The sequence below is a fragment of the Nocardia panacis genome, from assembly GCF_003598715.1.
Lineage (GTDB): Bacteria > Actinomycetota > Actinomycetes > Mycobacteriales > Mycobacteriaceae > Nocardia > Nocardia panacis.
This window is the reverse complement of the sequence record NZ_QZFU01000018.1, coordinates 19,588-37,646: the sequence shown is the minus strand read 5'-3', so window position 1 is coordinate 37,646 and position 18,059 is coordinate 19,588. Positions and strand designations below refer to the sequence as shown.

Sequence of the window (18,059 nt, the reverse complement as noted above, 5' to 3'; positions counted from 1 at the left end):
CGATGACCACGAGGCCCGCACCGCTGCGGCGGCGACGCCGCCGGACCGCCGCGCGCACCCTACTGTTCCTGTCGCCGTGGCTGCTCGGGTTCGGCATATTCTTCGCCTACCCGCTGCTGTCGACCCTCTATTTCTCCTTCATGAAATACGACGGGTTCACCGCGCCGACCTTCACCGGGTTGCGGAACTGGGATTATGTGCTGACCAAATACCCGTTCTTCTGGCAGGGGCTGCGCAATACGCTGTGGCTGATCCTGGTCATGGTCACGCTGCGGGTGATCTTCGGGCTCGGCATCGGGATGCTGGTCACCAAGGTGAAGACGGGGGCCGGATTCTTCCGCACCCTGTTCTATCTGCCATATCTCGCACCGCCGGTCGCGGCCACCATGGCCTTCGCCTTCCTACTCAATCCCGCTACCGGACCGATGAATCATCTGCTCGACGCCCTCGGTCTGCCGCAGCCGGGATGGTTCACCGACGCCGAATGGTCCAAACCCGCGTTGACGATGCTCGGGCTGTGGGGCATCGGGGATCTGATGGTGATCTTCACGGCGGCGCTGCTGGATGTGCCGCGCGAGCAGTACGAGGCGGCACGCCTCGACGGCGCGGGCGCCTGGCAGCGGTTCCGCTATGTGACACTGCCGAATATCGCGCCGATCGTGCTGTTCGCGGTGGTGACCGGTGTCATCCAAACGATGCAGTACTACACGCAGGCGATCGTGGCGGGCAAGGTGGCCAGCGGCAAGGTCGGCGGTGCGGGCGAGCCTTTCGAACCAGGGTATCCGCACGGATCCACCTGGACGCTACCGCAATTGATCTACAACCTCGGCTTCCAGCGTTTCGACACCGGTTCGGCCTGCGTCGTCGCGGTGATCCTGTTCGCGCTGTCCATGGCGTTCACCTCGCTGCTGCTGCGGCGCGGATCCGGACTCGTACAGGAGAATTGAGATGAACGGCCGCAGAGCCACCCCGAGCCGGGCGGCGAACCGCAGAGCCGCCCTGAGTTGGGTGGCCACCCACGCCGTGGCCATCGCGGCGACGCTGATCTTCGTGCTGCCGTTCGTCTTCGTCCTGCTCACCTCGGTGATGTCGGACCGGCAGGCGCTCACCTCCGAGCTGTGGCCCAGCGAATGGCACTGGGGCAACTATCTTTCGGTGTGGCGCACGCCGGGATTCCTGACCTGGTGGCGCAATACGCTGCTCTACGCCGGACTCGGCACCGCGCTCACGCTGGCGTCGAGCATCCCGGTCGCCTACGCGCTGGCCAAATTCCGGTTTCGCGGCCGGAAGGTGGCGTTGCTCGCGGTGATATCGATGATGATGCTGCCACCACAGGTGACCATCATCCCGATGTATCTGGTGTGGGCCAAGCAGTTCCACCTCACCGGATCGCTGTGGCCGCTGATCGTTCCGCTCGCTTTCGGCGACGCCTTCTCCATATTCCTGCTGCGCCAATTCCTGCTGACCATCCCCACCGAATATCTGGAGGCCGCGCGTCTCGACGGCTGCGGTGACCTGCGCATTCTGCTGCGCATCGTGCTGCCCATGGCCAAACCGGCCGTCGCGGCGGTCGCGCTATTTCAATTCTTCTATTGCTGGAACGACTATTTCGGCCCGCAGATCTACGCCAGCGAGAATCCGGCCGCCTGGACGCTCAGCTACGGGCTCGAATCGTTCAAGGGCGCGCACCACACCAACTGGAACCTCACCATGGCGGCCACCGTCCTGGTGCTGGCACCGGTGATCCTGCTCTTCTTCTTCGCGCAGAAAGCCTTCATCGAAGGCGTGACACTGACAGGGGTCAAAGGCTGATGTCGACACTGAAATTGGCCATCGTCGGCGGCGGTTCCACCTATACGCCAGAACTCATCGACGGATTCGCGCGCCTGCGCGATATCCTCCCGATCGGCGAGATCGCGCTCATCGACCCGGCGGAGCAGCGGCTGGAACTCATTGCCGGACTGGCCCGACGCATCCTGGCGCGCCAGGGCAGTCCCGCGCGGGTCACCACCTCCACCTCGGTCACCTCCGGCGTCGACGGGGCCGACGCCGTCCTGCTGCAGTTGCGCATCGGCGGACAGTCGGCCCGCCACCGGGACGAGACCTGGCCGCTCGAATGCGGTTGCGTCGGACAGGAAACCGTCGGCGCGGGCGGACTGGCCAAGGCGCTGCGCACCGTGCCGGTCGTACTGGATATCGCCGAACAGGTGCGGGCGAGCAATCCGGCGGCCTGGCTGATCGACTTCACCAATCCGGTCGGAATCGTCACGCGCGCACTGCAGGACGCCGGACACCGGGCCATCGGATTGTGCAATGTGGCCATCGGGTTCCAACGAAAGTTCGCCGCGCACTTGGGCGTCGAGCCCGAACGGATCCGACTCGAGCACGTCGGTCTCAACCATCTGACGTGGGAGCGCGGTGTCACCCTGCTCGACGAACCCGACGGCGAATCCGGACGCGAGGTGCTGCCCGAACTGCTCGACCGATTCGGGGAGCGCGTAGCGCAAGACGTGCGAATGCCCTTGACGCTGTTGGAAAGTCTGGGCGTGGTGCCCTCCTACTACCTGCGGTACTACTACCAGCACGACGCGGTGGTCCGCGAACTCGGGGCGCGGCCGTCGCGCGCGGAGGAGGTGGCCGCGCTCGAACGGCAGTTGCTCGCGCTCTATGCCAACCCGAGCCTCAACACCAAACCCGAACTGCTGGCCCAACGCGGCGGCGCGTTCTACTCCGAGGCGGCGGTGCAACTCATCGCGGCGCTGCTCGGCACCGACGGGCGCAGCCGAACCCAGGTGGTCACCACGCGCAACGACGGCATTCTGCCGCAACTGCCCGACGCCGCGGTGATCGAGGCGCCTGCGACCGTGGACGCCAAAGGGGTGCGCCCACTGCCGCAGCGGCCGCTGCCGCCGCTGTTCGCCGGACTGGTCGCGCATGTCGCGAGCTACGAGGAGTTGGCGGTGCGGGCGGCGGTGGCGGGCGGGCGGGCGCGGGTCTTCGACGCGCTGCTCGCCCATCCGCTGATCGGACAGTTGGACCTCGCCGATCAACTCACTGATCGGCTCATCGCGCACAATCACGGCTACCTGAGTTGGGCATGACTACACCGCCCGAGTCGGGCATGACAACACCGCCCGAGTCCGGACAGCCCGCGTCGGGCACACCCACACAACCGACACCGGAACAGATTCCGGGTGTTCTTGCCATCGACGCGGGCAACAGCAAGACCGATGTGGCGCTGGTCAGTATGGATGGCACGGTGCTGGCCTCGGCGCGCGGCGGCGGGTACCAACCGCACCGGGTCGGACCGGATCAGGCCGTGGCACAGCTGATCTCGGTGGTCGAATCGGTGGCATCCTCGGCCGGACTACGCCTGGACCGGCCGCTCACCAGCCGGGTCAGCGCCTGCATGGCCAATGTCGATCTGCCGGTCGAGGAGCGGCGGCTGCACGCGAATTTCCTGGCGCGGGGCTGGGCGCCCGAGGCCGCCGTCACCAATGACACCTTCGGACTGCTGCGCGCCGGGGTTGCGGGGCCGCGCGGGGTGGCGGTGGTGTGCGGGGCCGGAATCAATTGCGCCGGAATGCGTCCCGACGGACGTATCGCCCGCTTCCCCTCGCTCGGCATTCTCACCGGCGACTGGGGCGGGGGCAGCGGGTTGGCGGCCGCCGCGATGTGGCACGCGGCCAGGGCGGAGGATGGGCGCGGCAAACTCACCGCGCTGTCAGCCGCCATCGGCGCACACTTCGACTTGTCGGGAGCCAATGCGGTGGCCGAGGCGATCCACCTCGGCGAAGTGCCGGAACATCGGCTGCACGAACTGGTTCGGGTCGTCTTCGACACCGCGGCGGCGGGCGACGCGACCGCGCTGCGCCTGATCGACCGCCAGGCCGACGAGATCACCCGACTGGCGGTGGTGGCACTGCGTCGACTCGAACTCCTCGACGCCCCGGTCCCGGTCGTGCTCGGCGGCGGGGTCCTCGCCGCCCGCCAGCCCCTGCTCATCGACAATGTCACCGACCGACTGGCCGTGGCCGCGCCCCTCGCCGAACCCCGAATCGTCGTCGCCCCACCGGTTCTCGGCGCCGCCCTCCTGGGACTCGATCAGCTGGCCGCTTCCCCGAACGCGCAGCAACGGCTTCGAGCCGCATTTCCACCGCCCGACACCCGAATCGACGAATCGACGCGGACCTGAGCCGGCCGACTACTCGGCGGGCGCGGGAAGCGGTGGCAGTTCCAGGTTTTCACGGAAGGTCGCGCCGAGGTGGTCCGAACCGACGATGCCGCGCCTGCGGAGTTCGGGCACCAGCCCATTGAGCAGGAAGTCGCGGGTGCGCGGGTCGTCCAGGCCACCGAGGCCGATGAGATCGAGAACCCCCGCGTCGTAGCGCTCTTGGATGGCGTCCGCGAGTTGCTCGGGTGTCCCTGCCTGCGCCCAGTGGCCGGTGTCCTTCGCGGCGATGATCAATTCGCGCAGTGTCCTCCCCGAGCGGGCCAGCGCGGTGAAAATCTCGACCCGACCGCGGCGGCGATGCACGGTCGACGATTCCGGTAGCAGTTTGTCCGGAATCGGTTGGTCCAGCGGCAATTCCGACAGATCGATACCGCCGCCGAACATATCGGCCAGCGCCGCGCGGCCCGCGTCGAAATCGGTGCTCTCGGCGCGTTCCCGAACCAGCAGGCGCGCCTCCGCTTCGGTCGCGCCATAGGTGGCGTGCAGGGAGGAGAAGATGAGCGGCAACCCATCCGGGCGGCCCAATTCGGCCGCGCGCGTGCGAATTCGCTTCGCATAGCCGAGAGCATCGTCCAGGGTGGCCAGCGAGGTGAAGACCACTTCGGCGTAGCGCGCGCCCAATTCGACGCCGCCCGCCGACTGGCCCGCCTGGAACTGCACCGGCCAACGCTGCGGCAACGGCGGAATATTCAACGGGCCACGCACCGAGAAGTGCTGTCCGACATGGTCGATCGATCGCACCTGCTCCGCGTCGAAAACCACGTCGCCCAGACCGTCGGGGACAAGCGCGCCCGCGCGCCAACTGTCGAACAGCGCTCGCACCACCTCGATCGACTCCCCGGCGCGCGCGTAACGCTGCTCCGGGCTCGGCAGTTCACCGCCGTAGTTCTCCTCGCCGACCGACGAGGTGACCACATTCCACGCCGAACGCCCATTGCTCACATGGTCGAGCGTGCCGAACAACCGGGCCAGGTTGTACGGATGGTGAAAGGTGCTGGTGACGGTCGCGATCAGACCCACGTGCCGTGTCACCGCACTGAGCGCGGACAGGAAGATCAGCGGCTCCTGCGCGCCGATCGCACCCTGCGCCCCGAAGCTGAGCAGGTCGGCCGCGAACAGTGCGGCGAAGCGGTGCTCCTCGGCCAGTCGCGCCACCTCGAGCGCGTCGGCCAGCGTCGAGGTCGTCGGATCCACCGCCGCCGCATAGATTTTCGGTGATCCGCTGACCCCGGTGACAATCTTCAGCGTGCGCCGTCCAGTTCCCATGCGGCGACGCTAACCACTCGCGTCCCATCGCCGACCTGTTGCGTTCACCGGGATTTCAAATCCGGATTCGGGAATACGCGTACCTCCGCCTTCGCTCCGGCCATGCGCAGGTCTGACGACGGCTCCGCCGACAGCGCCCGTTGGCGTACCTCCGCCTCCGCTCCGGCCGTGCACAGGTCTGAAGGCGGCTCCGCCGACAGCGCCCGTTGGCGTACCTCCGCCTTCGCTCCGGCCATGCGCAGGTCTGACGATGGCTCCGCCGACAGCGCTCGTTAGGGCTCCGGCAATGCGTAGGCCATTCCCGACGGTCGATAGGGTGCTGCCATGGCGACTATCGCATTTCTCGGACTGGGCCGGATGGGGTTGGGTATGGCGGGACGATTGGTCTCGGCCGGTCACCGGGTGACGGTATTCAACCGCACCCCGGAGCGGGCCGCGGATCTGGTCGCGGCGGGCGCCCACCTCGCCGCCACACCGCGCGCCGCGGCGCGCGACGCCGACGCCGTCTTCGCCATGGTCGCCGACGACGCCGCCTCCCGCGCCCTCTGGTGCGGTCCGGAAGGCGCGCTGGCGGGCACGGCGCCGGGTGCATTCGCGATCGAATGCTCGACGCTGTCGCGGCCGTGGGTGCTGGAACTGGCCGAATCCGCTGCCGCACAGGGGCTTCGCTATCTCGACTGCCCCGTCACCGGGCTGCCCGAAGCCGCGGCGGCGGGCACACTGCGCCTGTTCGTCGGCGGCGACCCCGACGACCTGGCGGCCGCCCGTCCGCTGCTCGACCCGCTGTGCGACGGGATCGTCCACTTCGGCGGGATCGGTGCGGGCACCTCCTACAAACTCATCCAGAACCTGCTCGGTTCGGTGCATATCGCCGCCACCGCCGAGGCCCTGCGCACCGCCGAACTCGCGGGTCTCGACCTGGCCACGGTGGTGGACACCCTGGCGCGCGGCGGGGTGGCCAGTCCGGCGGTGGTCAACTCCAGCCGCAGCATGCGCGACGGCACCCACGACAGTGTCATCACCTTCACCGCCACCCTGCGGCTGAAGGACACCCGCGTCGGTATCGAGCACGCCGAATCCCTCGGTGCGCCCGCCGCACTCGGCCGCGCGGCACGCCCCCTTTTCCAACGGGTGGTCGACACCGGTGAGGGGCATCTCAATGAAACCAAGATCATCGATCGGCTGCGCGACTGAACCCGAACCTCGGCGCCGCGCGGGCGGCCGGCAATATCGACCGCACGGAGTATTCGCGAATCGCCATGCCCGACAAATAAAACCGGGATAAATCGCCCAAAACACTACCGATAAGGGGAGGCCCGCATCGATGTCGGAACAGGAGGAAACCTTCCGACAGAAGCTCGCCCGCATTACCGAGCTGGCGGCACAGCAGGGCTATCAATTAAAGGTCAAGAGATACCACCCCTACGGATGGAAACTCGTCACTCCCGAACAGGGTGCGGATGAACGCCTACCCGACCTCGCCGCCTACGGCACCCTCGAGGATATCGAGAGATGGTTGGACGAACAGCTCAATCCGCCGGAACCTTTCGACTGAGCCGAGTTCGACTCTCGGATTCGCCCCGAGATTGGCGATGGCCCCGGACTTGTGACGGTCCGGGGCCTCGATATCGAACGGTACACCGAGAGCCCAGCCCGCACAGGCGAATTCACCGAACCGATACCCCCGGCACGGCGGCACGCCCGCGACCTGCGGTAATCGGTTGGCCGACAGGCGAATCGCGTCCATGCCCCTGAAAAGGGGGGCGTAACACCCACGATCCGAGAGTCCATTCCCACTACAGAAGGCAGGGCATAATTCGAACGCTTGTCACTGTCAAACGTTCGTCAGAGTGTTTCGAAGCAGGGAGGCTCCAAATGAACAAGACCATCGGTGCGACGCTCACGGCGATCGGACTCACACTGGCGGCTGCCGGTTGTCAGGACGCCGATATCCCAACCCCGCGCGCAGGCTCCAACGCGACCGTGCAGAACACCAGCGTGGAAACCACTCTGGCGTCCCCCGACTCCGCGCAGGCGCCCTCGAGCAAATCGCCCGTCAGCCCGATCACCAGCGCCGCGAAATCCGACGACGCACCCGCCACCTCGGGCCATCACTTCTGCGTCGACGCGAACAACCCGGTGGTCAGCTACGCCATCCAGGGGCTCGGTCCCTCTGTCGGCGGCGAGCCCTACGGTTTCGGCACCGCCAGCCACGAAAACGTCGGCTCCTGCCCGGATCTGCTGTGGGTGCAGGCCGAAACCCCGCACGGCACCGGCAGTTCCCCCTCCCACATCTTGTTCTTCAACCACGACGGCTACCTGGGCACAGCCACTACCAAGGCCACCGCGTTCACCCAGGTCTCCGGATCCGGCAGCCGCAGCGTCGAGATCAGCTACCGCTGGACCAAGGGCAACGAGCCCAACTGCTGCCCGACGGGCGCCGCCACCATCACCTTCACACTCGGCGCCGATGGCCGCACCATCACCCACAATCCGGAGATCCCCACCGAGGTCACCAAGTAATCGACCGGGTCGCGCGCGCTCGATCGAGGACGAACCGAATTCGCCCTCGATCGCCGAGCCGGGGCTTCCCGTCGACGCACCCCGCGATACCGTGGCATATGACCAGCGAATCCGTGCGGCAGCGCCGCGAGCAACTCCGCGACTTCCTGCGCATACGGCGGGCCGGCCTGCAACCCGCCGATGTCGGACTCGCCGGAGCCGGGCGGCGACGCACCCCCGGCTTGCGACGCGAGGAAGTCGCGGTGCTGGCGGGAGTCGGGGTGTCCTGGTACACCTGGCTCGAGCAGGGACGCGATATCACCGTCTCGGCCGAGATCCTGGATGCCGTCGCGGCGGCACTGCGGCTGAACGCACCCGAACGGTCATATCTGTATTTGTTGGCCGGACTCAACCCGCCACCTATCGGCGGCGCCCCCGGCGGACCCGTCACCCCCGAGATCCGCGAACTGCTCGACGCTTGGGAACGTCGGCCCGCCGTACTGCGGGACCGATACTGGAATGTGTTGGCGTACAACGATACCGCGCGCGCCACCTTCGGCTATGACGGCACCGCGAACAATTGTCTGGTCACCTATTTCACCAACCCCCGCTATCTCGCCATGCCCGAACAGTGGTCCGCCGCTGCGCCCGCCGTCGTCGCCGCCTACCGCGCCGACGCCGCCCACGCGCCCGCCCATCCGGAATACCGACGCATCACCGACGGACTCGCCGCGACCAGTCCGGAATTCGCGGAACTATGGCAGCGGCACGAAGTCGGAATGCCGGGGCAGGCCGTCAATGCGCTGCTCCATCCCGAGGTCGGCGAATTGTTCTTGGACGCGACGACTTTGACCGTGGCCGACCATCCGGACTGGCAACTGGTGCTCTACAACCCGCGCTCGGAAACGCAGACCGCCGCGCGGTTGCAACGACTCGGCAAGATCCGGCTCGCCGCTCCCGCCTGAGCCTGGTGGTGGCAGTACCCCCATAAAGCGGCACTGTATACCGATGTCGCGGCGGGCCAGGCTTATGTCATGACAAAGCGCTTCACCGACAAGATCGTCCTCATCACCGGCGGCACCAGCGGGATGGGCCTGGCCACCGCACGCAAGCTCAGCGCCGAAGGCGCGCAGGTCGTCATCACCGGCCGCGACAAGGTCCGCCTGGACGCCGTCGTCGCCGAACTCGGCCCCCATGTGCTCGGAATCGCAGGCGACGCCACCGATCTCAACGACCTCGATACCGTCGTCAGCACCATCCGGGACCGTTTCGGTCGCCTCGACGCCGTCTTCGCCAACGCGGGCATCGGCGCGTTCGCCCCCGCCTCGAGCGTCACCGAGGCCGAATTCCACCGCGTGGTCGACGCCAACTTCAAAAGTGTCTTCTTCACCATTCAGAAGACCATTCCCCTGCTGGTGGACGGCGGTTCGATCGTGATCAACTCGTCCTTCGCCGCCCACCGGGGGCTCCCCGACTCCGCCCTCTACTCCGCCACCAAAGCCGCCGCGCTCAATCTCGCCCGCACCTTCGCGGCGGAGCTGTCCCCCAGGCGAATTCGCGTCAACTCCATCAGCCCCGGCTATACCGACACCCCCGCCTTCCGCGCCGAGACCTCCGCCGCCGCCCAGACCGCCATCGCCAATTCCGTTCCGGCCGCCCGAATCGGGACGTCCGAAGAAGTAGCCGCCGCCGTAGCGTTCCTCGTCTCCGCCGAAGCCGCCTACATCAACGGCCAGGACCTTCTGATAGACGGTGGTCTGACCACCGCGACACCCGCCGCGATGCTCTGACAACGCGGCCAGGCGGCGAGCCAGGCCGCAGAGGCGCCGGATGGAACTCCGAGACAGGGCCTCAAGCGCCGAGCGCGGGGGCCAAGTGCGGCCAGGCTTCGTGGAGGTCGGTCTCGAATTGGCCCCAGGTGTGCGAACCTTCGGGACGGTTGAGGTGGGTGGCCGCAATGCCGAGGGTTTCCAAGCGGTCGGCGAACGCGGTGGTGCAGGAGCTGGCGATGGCCTCAATGGGTGGGAAAGGCAGGCCGCCACGGTCGATTTCGCCGGGAGTGCCGGTGGCGGCGGACAGGAAGATGGTCTTCCCCGCCAGGGCGGCGGCGTTGGCGAAGGCGTCGTGAGTGCGCCACAGTGCCGAACCCGCAGGCCCCCACATGTTTTCCGGGTTCGCGCCGCCGCGAATCACCTGGGCGCTCACCATGGCGGCGCCGACGGCGTCCGAAGCCCACGGGCAGCCGCTCAGCGCGGCCACGGCGACATAGCGGTCGGGCGCTTGAATGGCGAGATCGACCGCCGAACCAGCGCTCATCGAAACACCCACCACCGCATTGCGTCCCGTGGTCCCGAAACGCGTATCGATCACACCCGGCAACTCCTGGGTGAGGTAGGTCAGCCAGCGATTGCGACCGATCGCCGGATCATCGGAAAGCCAATCGGTGTACAGGGAGTACGGACCGCCGACCGGCATCACCACATTCACATGCTTATCGGCGAAGTACGCCGCGACATCCGTATCATCCCACCACGAAATCCCGTCCAGCCCACCACCGATCCCCGTCAGCAGGTACACCGTCGGCGCCGGACCGCCCGCCGCCCGCAACACCCGATTGGTCACCACCCGATCCATCGCAGGCGAATACACATCTAGTCGCACCGCCGCACCCCCTAACCCCGACTCCCCCACCGCTCTTGGCTCCGCCCCCGCGGGCACGGCCGACCCGACCATCGCCAACACCGCAGCAACCAGCAACCCCATCCGCACTCTGGAACCCGTCACAGTTCTGTTCTATCCCAGTGACGCTCCTTCCGCATGCCAACAATTCGCGGGCCTCACCGCACCCGAGGCGCAGGGATGTTCAACCATCGACCGATCAACCGCACCGCCGCGGCGAGCGCGACCCGCTGGTTCTCGGCGACGAGCCGGTCGTATATCTCGATATCCTGCGGCTTCGCGCGAGCGATGAGGTCCCTGGTTTGTGTCCAGTACCACTTCGCGGTGCCGCCGGTGAATGCCAGTGGGACAATCGGGATTTCGAAGTGCCGGGCAATCTGTGCCTGCTCAGCAGTGCCCTCGGCCCCTCCGAAGAGGACGACCAACTGCACTCGGTGCGCGGCGGGCGGCGACGCGATGCCGCGCCAACTCGGGTGGCGGCGGCTGTTCCTGCCATACCGGGGCCATATCGCGCAACGGGTTCGGCGCGGCCGGTGTGGGAACCGAGAATTCCCACCCCCAGCATTCCCGCGCGGTGAAAAGCCGCACGGCCAGTCTGCGATCATCGATTGTCGGATGCCGCTCCACGACAACTCCCAAATCCGGCGTGGCACAAACCGAATCGCAGCCTCAGCGTACTGTCGACCGCTTCGATTCGCGTGGCGAAACGTCCGAAATATCTTGGGGCACGCCGAAAAGTATTCGGCGGCTATCGCACCGCAAGGCGGCATTTTTGTTCTGCGGCGAATGGGCACGAGGAAATCCGGCCCGCACGCAGGGGATTCTGTCAGTCGTCCACGGATGCGATCCCAACCGGTCGGCAAATTCCCCTGGCATATGCAACATTTCGGACACCGCGTGTCGAACCGGCGCGATCGTGGCGTCCACGAGAATGCCAGGGCATTACACGGGAACGCTCACAAAGCGGTGACTCGGCAGCTCGCCCGAACCTCGCCCTCGACGGTGTACCAGATATCGAGCGCGCCACCCGACCGGCGCACTACCAGCCGTAGATCATCGCCCAACGTCAGCGGTTTGACGTATTCGATGATCACCCGGTGCGGACCGGTCACCAACTCCGGCTCCTGCGCCAGCACTTCCTCCAGCGCACCCAGGTAGACCGCGTTGTTTACGTGGTTCTGCAGATCGAAATCCACGACACGCAACGGAAACGACCGCTCGACCACGCCGGACTCCGGCACCGGATCGTTCAGCGCCGCGCGCCAGCGCAGCCGATGTTCGGTGGTGCTCGCCAGCATCGGCGCCATGAACCGATCCGTCATGCGCGCGGGCACACCCGATTCGGTGCCGAAGTGGATGAGGAACCCCTCGGTCTCGATCAGTCCGCCTTCGCTGCCCGCGATGGTGACCCGCATATTGCACCAGCGATTCGACAGGCCCGAGCACCAGCGGCGCAGCGCGGCACGCTCGCCGAACCGGATCGGTTTCACCACATCGATGACGGTCCGACGCACCACCCAGCCCCGATGGATATCGCCGTCGTCGACGGCGTCCAAATGGTCGAAGCCGATATCTTGCAAATAGCGGGCTATCCCGTCGAGTCGCAGTCGACGGTGCCGATCGGTATCGGCGAGGCGGACCGGCCAGCCCGTCTCGAACGCGGCCGCGGCAATAGGGCGTTCCGGCAACGTGCTGGGAATGACCATGGGCAGATAATGCCACGTCCGGCACCGGCACGGCGTGAGGCACCGCACCGAACCGTGCCCATCCCGGTCGATCCTGTCGCCCGCAGCAATCCTCTCGCACCGCTTCCTCCGCCAGCCCTCTCCGAATACTCCGACGGTCCGCCGAGATTCCGCATTTCCCCGCGACACCGGCACCACTCAGAGTTGCGGCGTCCCCGCACGTTTCACCGTCCGGATGACGGGCGCCGTTTCCAGCGCGATGATTCCGGACAGCTCCGGCAGCCGCTCGGTGAGGTAGCGCGAGAGGTCCACCGTGTCGCGGCACACCACCGCGGCCACCAGGTTGGTGGCGCCGGTGGTCAACGCGGCGAAGGAGATCTCGCGATGGGCGGCCAACGCGGACCCGACGGCCACCGCCGCACCGGGCTCGACCCGCATCCAGAGACGCGCCTCGACTCCGAATCCCAGTGCGGCGGCAGGGATATCCAGGCCGATGCGCAGGATTCCGGTGCGGCGCAACAGCTCCAGCCTGCGTCGGACAGTGGATTCCGACCATCCTGTCGCCGCGGCCAATTCGGCATACGGGGCGCGGCCGTCGCGATTGAGGGCGCGCAGCATCGCACGGTCGCCGTCGTGCAGGGGCGGCGCGGCGACATCGATATCGATCGGGTCGGGCCGCAGGACGGCGATCTGCTCGTCGGTGAGCACGGTGGGCTCGGGTCCGGTGTCGGGTACGCGGAAGGTGGACAGCAGCAGATGGGCCGACATGGCGACGATCCGGCTGGTGCGCGGCAGCTTGTGCAGCAGCAGCGCCTGTTCGTCCACACCGCCGGTGCTCACCGTGCAGGACACCTCGGTACCCGCCGACAGGAGATGGACGTAGTGCGTGTCCTCGCGCGCCGCGAGCGCCTTGGCGACCGCGCCCGCCGCGTCGGGAGTGCAGGACAGCCGGATCGTCCACTGCACCCGCCCGAGACGGGTGCTGTCCAGCGAACCGATCACCCGCAGCCCGGCCTCGGCCCGCAGTCGTCGATACCGCCGCGCCACGGTGTTCTCCGAGACCTCGAGCACCTCGGCGATGGTTCGGAATTGCGCGCGCCCATCGACCCGCAGCGCCTGCACCAATCCCAGATCCACGTCATCCATAGCGCTCCTCGACATCGATATGACAGAATCCATCGACTCTCGATATATGATGACGGCTTCCAGCAAAAGTAGCATCGTGACTGCCGATTCGGAGTGTCGAAGACCGAGCATCGACGTCGTGACCGAACCGCATATTCTCGTACTCACCGCCACCGGAAATGTCGGCCGCCAACTCGTGCGGCAACTGCGCGCCGAAGGGCATCGGGTCAAGGCGGCCACCCGTGATCCGCGTACCGCCACCTTCCCCGCCGACGTCCAGGTGGTGCGCGCCGACCTGAGCGATCCCAACACCCTGCGCGACCGCGTGGCGGATTTCGACGCCGTCTTCCTGCTCTGGCCCCTGCATTCCGGCGAACAGTTCGCCGAGGCTGTCGGCGTCATCTCCGAACGGGCGCGGCGGCTGGTCTTCCTCGGCACCGGCGGCGTGCCCGATCTGAGCCGGGAGCAGCAGCAGGAGGTGGTGCACGGCAGCGGCATCGAATCGGTGGTGCTCCAGCCGAGCGGCTTCGCGGTCAACACGCTCTGGTGGGCCGACCAGATTCGCGCGGGCGATATCGTGCGCGGCATTCACGGCGAACTCCCGCTGATGCCGCTACACGAGGCCGATATGGCGGCCGTCGCCCGACACGCCCTGCTCGAACCGGGCCACAGCGGGAAGACCTACACGCTCACCGGCCCACAGGTGCTGACCCTCTCGGATCAGGTGCGGGTCATCGGCGAGGTGCTGGGTCGCCCGCTGCGCTGGGTGGAGAACACCCGCGCCGAGGAGGCCGAACTCCTGCGCGCCAACCCGAATTTCCCGGACTCCTATATCGAAGTCCTGCTCGACGGCTATGCGGCGCTGCTGGACGAGCCGCGCCCCACCACCACCGACACCATCGAGCGCATCATCGGTCGCCCGGCCCGCACCCTGCGCGACTGGGTCGGCGACCATATCGCCGAATTCCGTTGACCCGAAAGAAAGGCGGGTGGGGCGAATTCCCACCCGCCGGAGCAGTAGTTATTTCTTTGTCCGGTCCCGCTTCTCGCGCACCCGCACCGAGATCCGCACCGGTGACCCGTCGAATCCGAACTCCTCGCGCAATCGCCGCTCCAGGAAGCGCCGGTATCCGGCCTCCAGGAATCCGGTGGTGAACAGCACGAAGGTCGGCGGCCGCGTCCCGGCCTGGGTGGCGAACAGGACGCGCGGCAACCTGCCGCCGCGCATGGGCGGCGGCGTGGCAGCCACCACCTCCTTGAGCCAGGTGTTCAAGCGGCCGGTCGAGATCCGCTTGTCCCAGGATTCGAGCGCGGTTTCCATTGCGGGAACCAGCTTCTGGACGGCGCGACCGGTGTGGGCGGAGATATTGACCCGCTGCGCCCACGGCACCCGGATCAGGTCGCGGTCGACCTCCTTTTCCAACTGGTAGCGCCGGTCCTCGTCGACCAGATCCCATTTGTTGAAGGCCAGCACCAGCGCCCGCCCGGAATCCGCGACCAGGCTGATGACCCGCAGATCCTGTTCGGTGATGGGCTGGCCTGCGTCGATCAGCATGATCGCCACCTCGGAGGCCTCCAGCGCCGACTTGGTGCGCAGCGAGGCGTAGAACTCGGTTCCGCTGGCGTTGGCCACCTTTCGACGCAGGCCCGCGGTGTCCACGAATTTCCAGACCTTGCCGCCCAATTCGACCAGGGAGTCGACCGGGTCGACGGTCGTTCCCGCCACATCGTGCACGACCGACCGCTCATCGCCGGAAAGTTTGTTCAGCAGACTGGATTTGCCGACATTGGGTTTACCGACCAGCGCGACCCGGCGCGGTCCGGGCGCGCCCGCGCCCTCGCGCGGAGTTTCCGGCAGCGCCGCGAGCACATCGTCGAGCAGATCGCCGGTGCCGCGACCATGCGCGGCGCTGACCATGCGCGGCTCACCGAGCCCGAGCGACCACAACCCTGCCGCCTCGGACTCCACCCGCTGATCGTCGACCTTGTTGGCCACCAGAATGACCGGAATCTTGCTGCGCCGCAGCATCTTCACCGCGGCCTCGTCGGTGGCGGTCGCGCCGACCACGGCATCGACCACCAGCAGGATGGCGTCGGCGGTGCGCATGGCCAGTTCGGCCTGGCGCGCCACCGACTGCTGCAACCCCTTGGCGTCGGGTTCCCAACCACCGGTGTCCTGCACCCAGAAGCGGCGGCCCGACCAGTTCGCCTCGTAGGAGACGCGGTCGCGCGTCACGCCGGGAATATCCTCCACGACGGCCTCGCGCCTGCCCAGAATCCGGTTCACCAGTGTCGATTTCCCGACATTCGGGCGACCGACGACGGCGAGGGTCGGCATGGCCAACTGCTCCTCGCCCTCGTGCTCACCCGCCAGATCGGTGATCTCCCAATCGGATTCGTCGCTCCAGACGCCGTCGCCCGCCAATACGTCCTCGGTCATCGGGCCTCTCCTGCCGCAGAAATCTGGCGCGCCACCACGGAATACAGCTCGTCGATGACCTGATCCCTGGTCAGTTCGCTGGTATCGACCAGCACCGCGTCCTCGGCCGGGCGCAGCGGCGAGACCTTGCGGGTGGAGTCGAGGGTGTCGCGGCGCTGCACGTCGGCCAGGACCGCCGCGTAGTCGTCGCCGCGTCCCTCGGCGATGTTCTGTTGGTTGCGGCGGTGCGCGCGCGCCGCCGCCGAGGCGGTGAGATAGATCTTGGCGTCGGCCGCGGGCAGCACCACGGTGCCGATATCGCGACCCTCCACCACGATCCGCCCGGCCGCCAACGCGATCTCGCGCTGCAGTCCGACGAGCAGGTCGCGCACCTCGGGCACCGCCGACACCGCCGAGACCGCCTTGGTGACCGCGCCGCCGCGGATCTCGGCGGCCACATCCTCACCGTCGAGTTCGATCAGTTCGCGACCGGGATCGGTGCCGATATTCAGCGGCAACTCCTTGACCGCGGCGGCGATGGCCGCCGTATCGGTCGGATCGATCCCCGCGCGCAGCACGCGCAGCGTCGCCACCCGGTACATGGCGCCGGTGTCGAGATAGCGGGCGCCGAGCCGGGCCGCCAGCAGCCGCGAGACGCTGGACTTACCTGTCCCCGACGGACCGTCCATCGCGACGACCAGCGGCGACGAGCCGGACAGACTGCGTGTCCCATCTTCCATGTCGCCGCGCTCCTGCCCGCCGAATGGCCGTACCGGACTTTCCACACCGCTCACAGCGACACCGCCTCATACAGTTTGCCGACTTCGTCGCGGCCGAGCACCCGCAGCGTGCCGGGCCGCTGATCGCCGAGCACGACCGGACCGATATTGGTGCGCACCAGCCGCACGACCGGATGACCGACCGCGTCCAGCAGGCGGCGCACGATGTGCTTGCGGCCCTCGTGCAGGACCAGTTTCACCAGCGAGCGACCCTCACCGAGTTCGAGCACCTGGAACTTGTCCACGCGCGCGGGACCGTCCTCCAACTCCACCCCGTCGCGCAGCCGCCTGCCCACGCTCTTGGCATTGACCTCGCCGTTGACCGTGGCCAGGTAGGTCTTGGACACCTCGTAGGACGGGTGCATGAGTCGATGGGCCAGGTCACCGTCATTGGTGAGCAGCAGCAGACCCTCGGTGTCGGCGTCGAGGCGGCCGACGTGGAACAGCCGCTGCCCGGCCATGACCCGCTCGGCGACGATATCGCCGACACAGGGCCGTCCCAGATCGTCGGACATGGTCGACTGCCAGCCCTTGGGCTTGTTCAGCGCCAGGTGCACCAGTTCCTCGCGGATGACCACGCGTGCGCCGTCGACGCGGACCACGGCGTGATCGGGATCGATGCGCAGGCCCTGTTCGGTGACGATCGCGCCGTCGACCTCGACCCGGCCCTGCGCGATCATCTCCTCGGCGGCGCGCCGCGAGGCGACACCGGCCTTGGCCAGCACCTTCTGCAATCGCTCGCCCTCACCCCATGGCAGCTTGGTGTGCCCGCCCTCGGGGGTATCGACATGCTGATGCTTGGTCAGTTTGGCATTGCTGAGGACCACCGGCTGCGCGGTCCGGCGCTGCGGCTTGGGTGAGTTCGCCTTGCGGGCGGGAGTGGGATCGCCTGCGCGACGCACGGACTCGCCGCGGCGCGGATCCTTCCCGCGCGGCGCATCCGACCGGCGGGGACCTTCCTCCCGACGCGGCCCATCGCCCCGGCGCGAATCCTTCCCGCGCGGGGTGCCCGCCCAGCGGGACTCGTCGTCGCGACGCGGTGCGTCCCCGCGCCGCGAATCCCGTCCGCGCGGCGCGTCCGACCAGCGCGACGCCTCGTCGCGACGGGGCGCGTCCCCCCTGCCGCGCGGCCCGTCGGACCAGCGCGAACCGCTCCCGGCAGGTGCGTCCGACCAGGACCCGCTCCCCCGGCGGGTCGAATCGCGCTGTGGCGCGCCCTCGCCGCGCCGAGCGCCGCGCTCCCAATCGGTATTCCCCCGTTGCGCGGCGCGTGCGCCGCGACTGGTGCCCGCGGTGCGACTGGCGCCGCCCCGTGTGGGCTGTTTTCTACGATCCGGTGTGCCATCTCGGCGAGCGGGCGTATTCATCTG

The 18,059-nt window shown here is 67.7% G+C and carries 18 protein-coding genes; 10 read left to right on the top strand and 8 right to left on the bottom strand.

Annotated features, from left to right (window positions below; genetic code table 11):
* The first annotated feature begins 2 nt into the window (after window positions 1-2).
* Genes D5S18_RS14235 through D5S18_RS14220 form a run of 4 tightly spaced genes read left to right on the top strand, consistent with a single transcriptional unit; the run spans window position 3 to window position 4,195 of the window.
* Window positions 3-947, top strand: a complete 945-nt coding sequence (locus D5S18_RS14235) for a carbohydrate ABC transporter permease (RefSeq protein ID WP_120041113.1) — start codon at window positions 3-5, stop codon at window positions 945-947.
* A gap of 1 nt (window position 948) precedes the next feature.
* On the top strand, window positions 949-1,812 hold the full coding sequence (locus D5S18_RS14230) for a carbohydrate ABC transporter permease (RefSeq protein WP_120041111.1): 864 nt from the start codon (window positions 949-951) through the stop codon (window positions 1,810-1,812).
* The gene (locus D5S18_RS14225) at window positions 1,812-3,101 is read left to right on the top strand and encodes a family 4 glycosyl hydrolase (RefSeq protein WP_203236737.1); all 1,290 of its coding nucleotides are present in this window, start codon (window positions 1,812-1,814) and stop codon (window positions 3,099-3,101) included. The genes D5S18_RS14230 and D5S18_RS14225 overlap by 1 nt, the downstream gene beginning before the upstream one ends.
* Before the next feature lie 20 nt (window positions 3,102-3,121).
* Complete coding sequence (locus D5S18_RS14220; RefSeq protein ID WP_120041109.1) at window positions 3,122-4,195, top strand: N-acetylglucosamine kinase; 1,074 nt, start codon at window positions 3,122-3,124, stop codon at window positions 4,193-4,195.
* A 9-nt stretch (window positions 4,196-4,204) separates the two neighbouring features.
* Here the strand turns inward: D5S18_RS14220 and D5S18_RS14215 are convergent, their stop codons facing one another.
* Complete coding sequence (locus tag D5S18_RS14215; protein WP_120041107.1) at window positions 4,205-5,500, bottom strand: NtaA/DmoA family FMN-dependent monooxygenase; 1,296 nt, start codon at window positions 5,498-5,500, stop codon at window positions 4,205-4,207.
* 324 nt (window positions 5,501-5,824) lie between these two features.
* On the opposite strand from D5S18_RS14215, the gene D5S18_RS14210 reads away from it, so the two are divergent.
* The 5 genes from D5S18_RS14210 (at window position 5,825) to D5S18_RS14190 (ending at window position 9,792) form a co-directional block, all read left to right on the top strand.
* Window positions 5,825-6,694 carry an NAD(P)-dependent oxidoreductase gene (locus tag D5S18_RS14210; protein WP_120041105.1) on the top strand — a complete coding sequence of 290 codons (870 nt, stop codon included), beginning with the start codon at window positions 5,825-5,827 and terminating at the stop codon, window positions 6,692-6,694.
* A 130-nt stretch (window positions 6,695-6,824) separates the two neighbouring features.
* Window positions 6,825-7,055 carry a hypothetical protein gene (locus D5S18_RS14205; protein WP_120041103.1) on the top strand — a complete coding sequence of 77 codons (231 nt, stop codon included), beginning with the start codon at window positions 6,825-6,827 and terminating at the stop codon, window positions 7,053-7,055.
* 320 nt (window positions 7,056-7,375) lie between these two features.
* A complete protein-coding gene (locus D5S18_RS14200; protein ID WP_120041101.1) occupies window positions 7,376-8,023 on the top strand; it encodes an LppP/LprE family lipoprotein in 648 nt (215 codons plus the stop codon).
* Window positions 8,024-8,121: 98 nt separating this feature from the next.
* On the top strand, window positions 8,122-8,967 hold the full coding sequence (locus tag D5S18_RS14195) for a helix-turn-helix transcriptional regulator (RefSeq protein ID WP_120041099.1): 846 nt from the start codon (window positions 8,122-8,124) through the stop codon (window positions 8,965-8,967).
* A 69-nt stretch (window positions 8,968-9,036) separates the two neighbouring features.
* Entirely contained in the window at window positions 9,037-9,792 is a 756-nt protein-coding gene (locus tag D5S18_RS14190) for a glucose 1-dehydrogenase (RefSeq protein WP_120041097.1), read from the top strand.
* Window positions 9,793-9,853: 61 nt separating this feature from the next.
* Here the strand turns inward: D5S18_RS14190 and D5S18_RS14185 are convergent, their stop codons facing one another.
* The 4 genes from D5S18_RS14185 to D5S18_RS14170 form a co-directional block, all read right to left on the bottom strand.
* Window positions 9,854-10,765: an alpha/beta hydrolase gene (locus D5S18_RS14185; protein ID WP_120041095.1), complete on the bottom strand. Its 912-nt coding sequence runs from the start codon at window positions 10,763-10,765 to the stop codon at window positions 9,854-9,856.
* 74 nt (window positions 10,766-10,839) lie between these two features.
* Window positions 10,840-11,106, bottom strand: a complete 267-nt coding sequence (locus D5S18_RS14180) for a hypothetical protein (RefSeq protein ID WP_147403954.1) — start codon at window positions 11,104-11,106, stop codon at window positions 10,840-10,842.
* 531 nt (window positions 11,107-11,637) lie between these two features.
* A complete protein-coding gene (locus D5S18_RS14175) occupies window positions 11,638-12,387 on the bottom strand; it encodes an acyl-[acyl-carrier-protein] thioesterase (protein WP_120041091.1) in 750 nt (249 codons plus the stop codon).
* 177 nt (window positions 12,388-12,564) lie between these two features.
* The gene (locus D5S18_RS14170; protein ID WP_203236736.1) at window positions 12,565-13,512 is read right to left on the bottom strand and encodes an Lrp/AsnC family transcriptional regulator; all 948 of its coding nucleotides are present in this window, start codon (window positions 13,510-13,512) and stop codon (window positions 12,565-12,567) included.
* 118 nt (window positions 13,513-13,630) lie between these two features.
* On the opposite strand from D5S18_RS14170, the gene D5S18_RS14165 reads away from it, so the two are divergent.
* Window positions 13,631-14,464, top strand: coding sequence for an SDR family oxidoreductase (locus tag D5S18_RS14165; RefSeq protein ID WP_203236735.1), 834 nt, complete (start codon window positions 13,631-13,633; stop codon window positions 14,462-14,464).
* Between the two features lie 48 nt (window positions 14,465-14,512).
* On the opposite strand, the gene der is transcribed toward D5S18_RS14165, so the two are convergent.
* Genes der through D5S18_RS35330 form a run of 3 tightly spaced genes read right to left on the bottom strand, consistent with a single transcriptional unit; the run spans window position 14,513 to window position 18,056 of the window.
* Window positions 14,513-15,931 (bottom strand): ribosome biogenesis GTPase Der, encoded by a 1,419-nt coding sequence (der, locus tag D5S18_RS14160; protein WP_120041086.1) that lies wholly within the window; start codon window positions 15,929-15,931, stop codon window positions 14,513-14,515.
* Window positions 15,928-16,650, bottom strand: coding sequence for a (d)CMP kinase (gene cmk, locus D5S18_RS14155; protein WP_120041084.1), 723 nt, complete (start codon window positions 16,648-16,650; stop codon window positions 15,928-15,930). Before cmk ends, der begins: the two co-directional genes overlap by 4 nt.
* Before the next feature lie 50 nt (window positions 16,651-16,700).
* Complete coding sequence (locus D5S18_RS35330) at window positions 16,701-18,056, bottom strand: pseudouridine synthase (RefSeq protein WP_203236734.1); 1,356 nt, start codon at window positions 18,054-18,056, stop codon at window positions 16,701-16,703.
* Window positions 18,057-18,059 lie beyond the last annotated feature (3 nt).

What these genes read in the sequence shown, in the direction of transcription:
- D5S18_RS14235 (WP_120041113.1), top strand. Translation starts at nt 3, where the DNA reads ATGACCACGAGGCCCGCACCGCTGCGGCGGCGACGCCGCCGGACCGCC.
- D5S18_RS14230 (WP_120041111.1), top strand. Translation starts at nt 949, where the DNA reads ATGAACGGCCGCAGAGCCACCCCGAGCCGGGCGGCGAACCGCAGAGCC.
- D5S18_RS14225 (WP_203236737.1), top strand. Translation starts at nt 1,812, where the DNA reads ATGTCGACACTGAAATTGGCCATCGTCGGCGGCGGTTCCACCTATACG.
- D5S18_RS14220 (WP_120041109.1), top strand. Translation starts at nt 3,122, where the DNA reads ATGACAACACCGCCCGAGTCCGGACAGCCCGCGTCGGGCACACCCACA.
- D5S18_RS14215 (WP_120041107.1), bottom strand. Translation starts at nt 5,500, where the DNA reads ATGGGAACTGGACGGCGCACGCTGAAGATTGTCACCGGGGTCAGCGGA.
- D5S18_RS14210 (WP_120041105.1), top strand. Translation starts at nt 5,825, where the DNA reads ATGGCGACTATCGCATTTCTCGGACTGGGCCGGATGGGGTTGGGTATG.
- D5S18_RS14205 (WP_120041103.1), top strand. Translation starts at nt 6,825, where the DNA reads ATGTCGGAACAGGAGGAAACCTTCCGACAGAAGCTCGCCCGCATTACC.
- D5S18_RS14200 (WP_120041101.1), top strand. Translation starts at nt 7,376, where the DNA reads ATGAACAAGACCATCGGTGCGACGCTCACGGCGATCGGACTCACACTG.
- D5S18_RS14195 (WP_120041099.1), top strand. Translation starts at nt 8,122, where the DNA reads ATGACCAGCGAATCCGTGCGGCAGCGCCGCGAGCAACTCCGCGACTTC.
- D5S18_RS14190 (WP_120041097.1), top strand. Translation starts at nt 9,037, where the DNA reads ATGACAAAGCGCTTCACCGACAAGATCGTCCTCATCACCGGCGGCACC.
- D5S18_RS14185 (WP_120041095.1), bottom strand. Translation starts at nt 10,765, where the DNA reads ATGGGGTTGCTGGTTGCTGCGGTGTTGGCGATGGTCGGGTCGGCCGTG.
- D5S18_RS14175 (WP_120041091.1), bottom strand. Translation starts at nt 12,387, where the DNA reads ATGGTCATTCCCAGCACGTTGCCGGAACGCCCTATTGCCGCGGCCGCG.
- D5S18_RS14170 (WP_203236736.1), bottom strand. Translation starts at nt 13,512, where the DNA reads ATGGATGACGTGGATCTGGGATTGGTGCAGGCGCTGCGGGTCGATGGG.
- der (WP_120041086.1), bottom strand. Translation starts at nt 15,931, where the DNA reads ATGACCGAGGACGTATTGGCGGGCGACGGCGTCTGGAGCGACGAATCC.
- cmk (WP_120041084.1), bottom strand. Translation starts at nt 16,650, where the DNA reads ATGGAAGATGGGACACGCAGTCTGTCCGGCTCGTCGCCGCTGGTCGTC.
- D5S18_RS35330 (WP_203236734.1), bottom strand. Translation starts at nt 18,056, where the DNA reads ATGAATACGCCCGCTCGCCGAGATGGCACACCGGATCGTAGAAAACAG.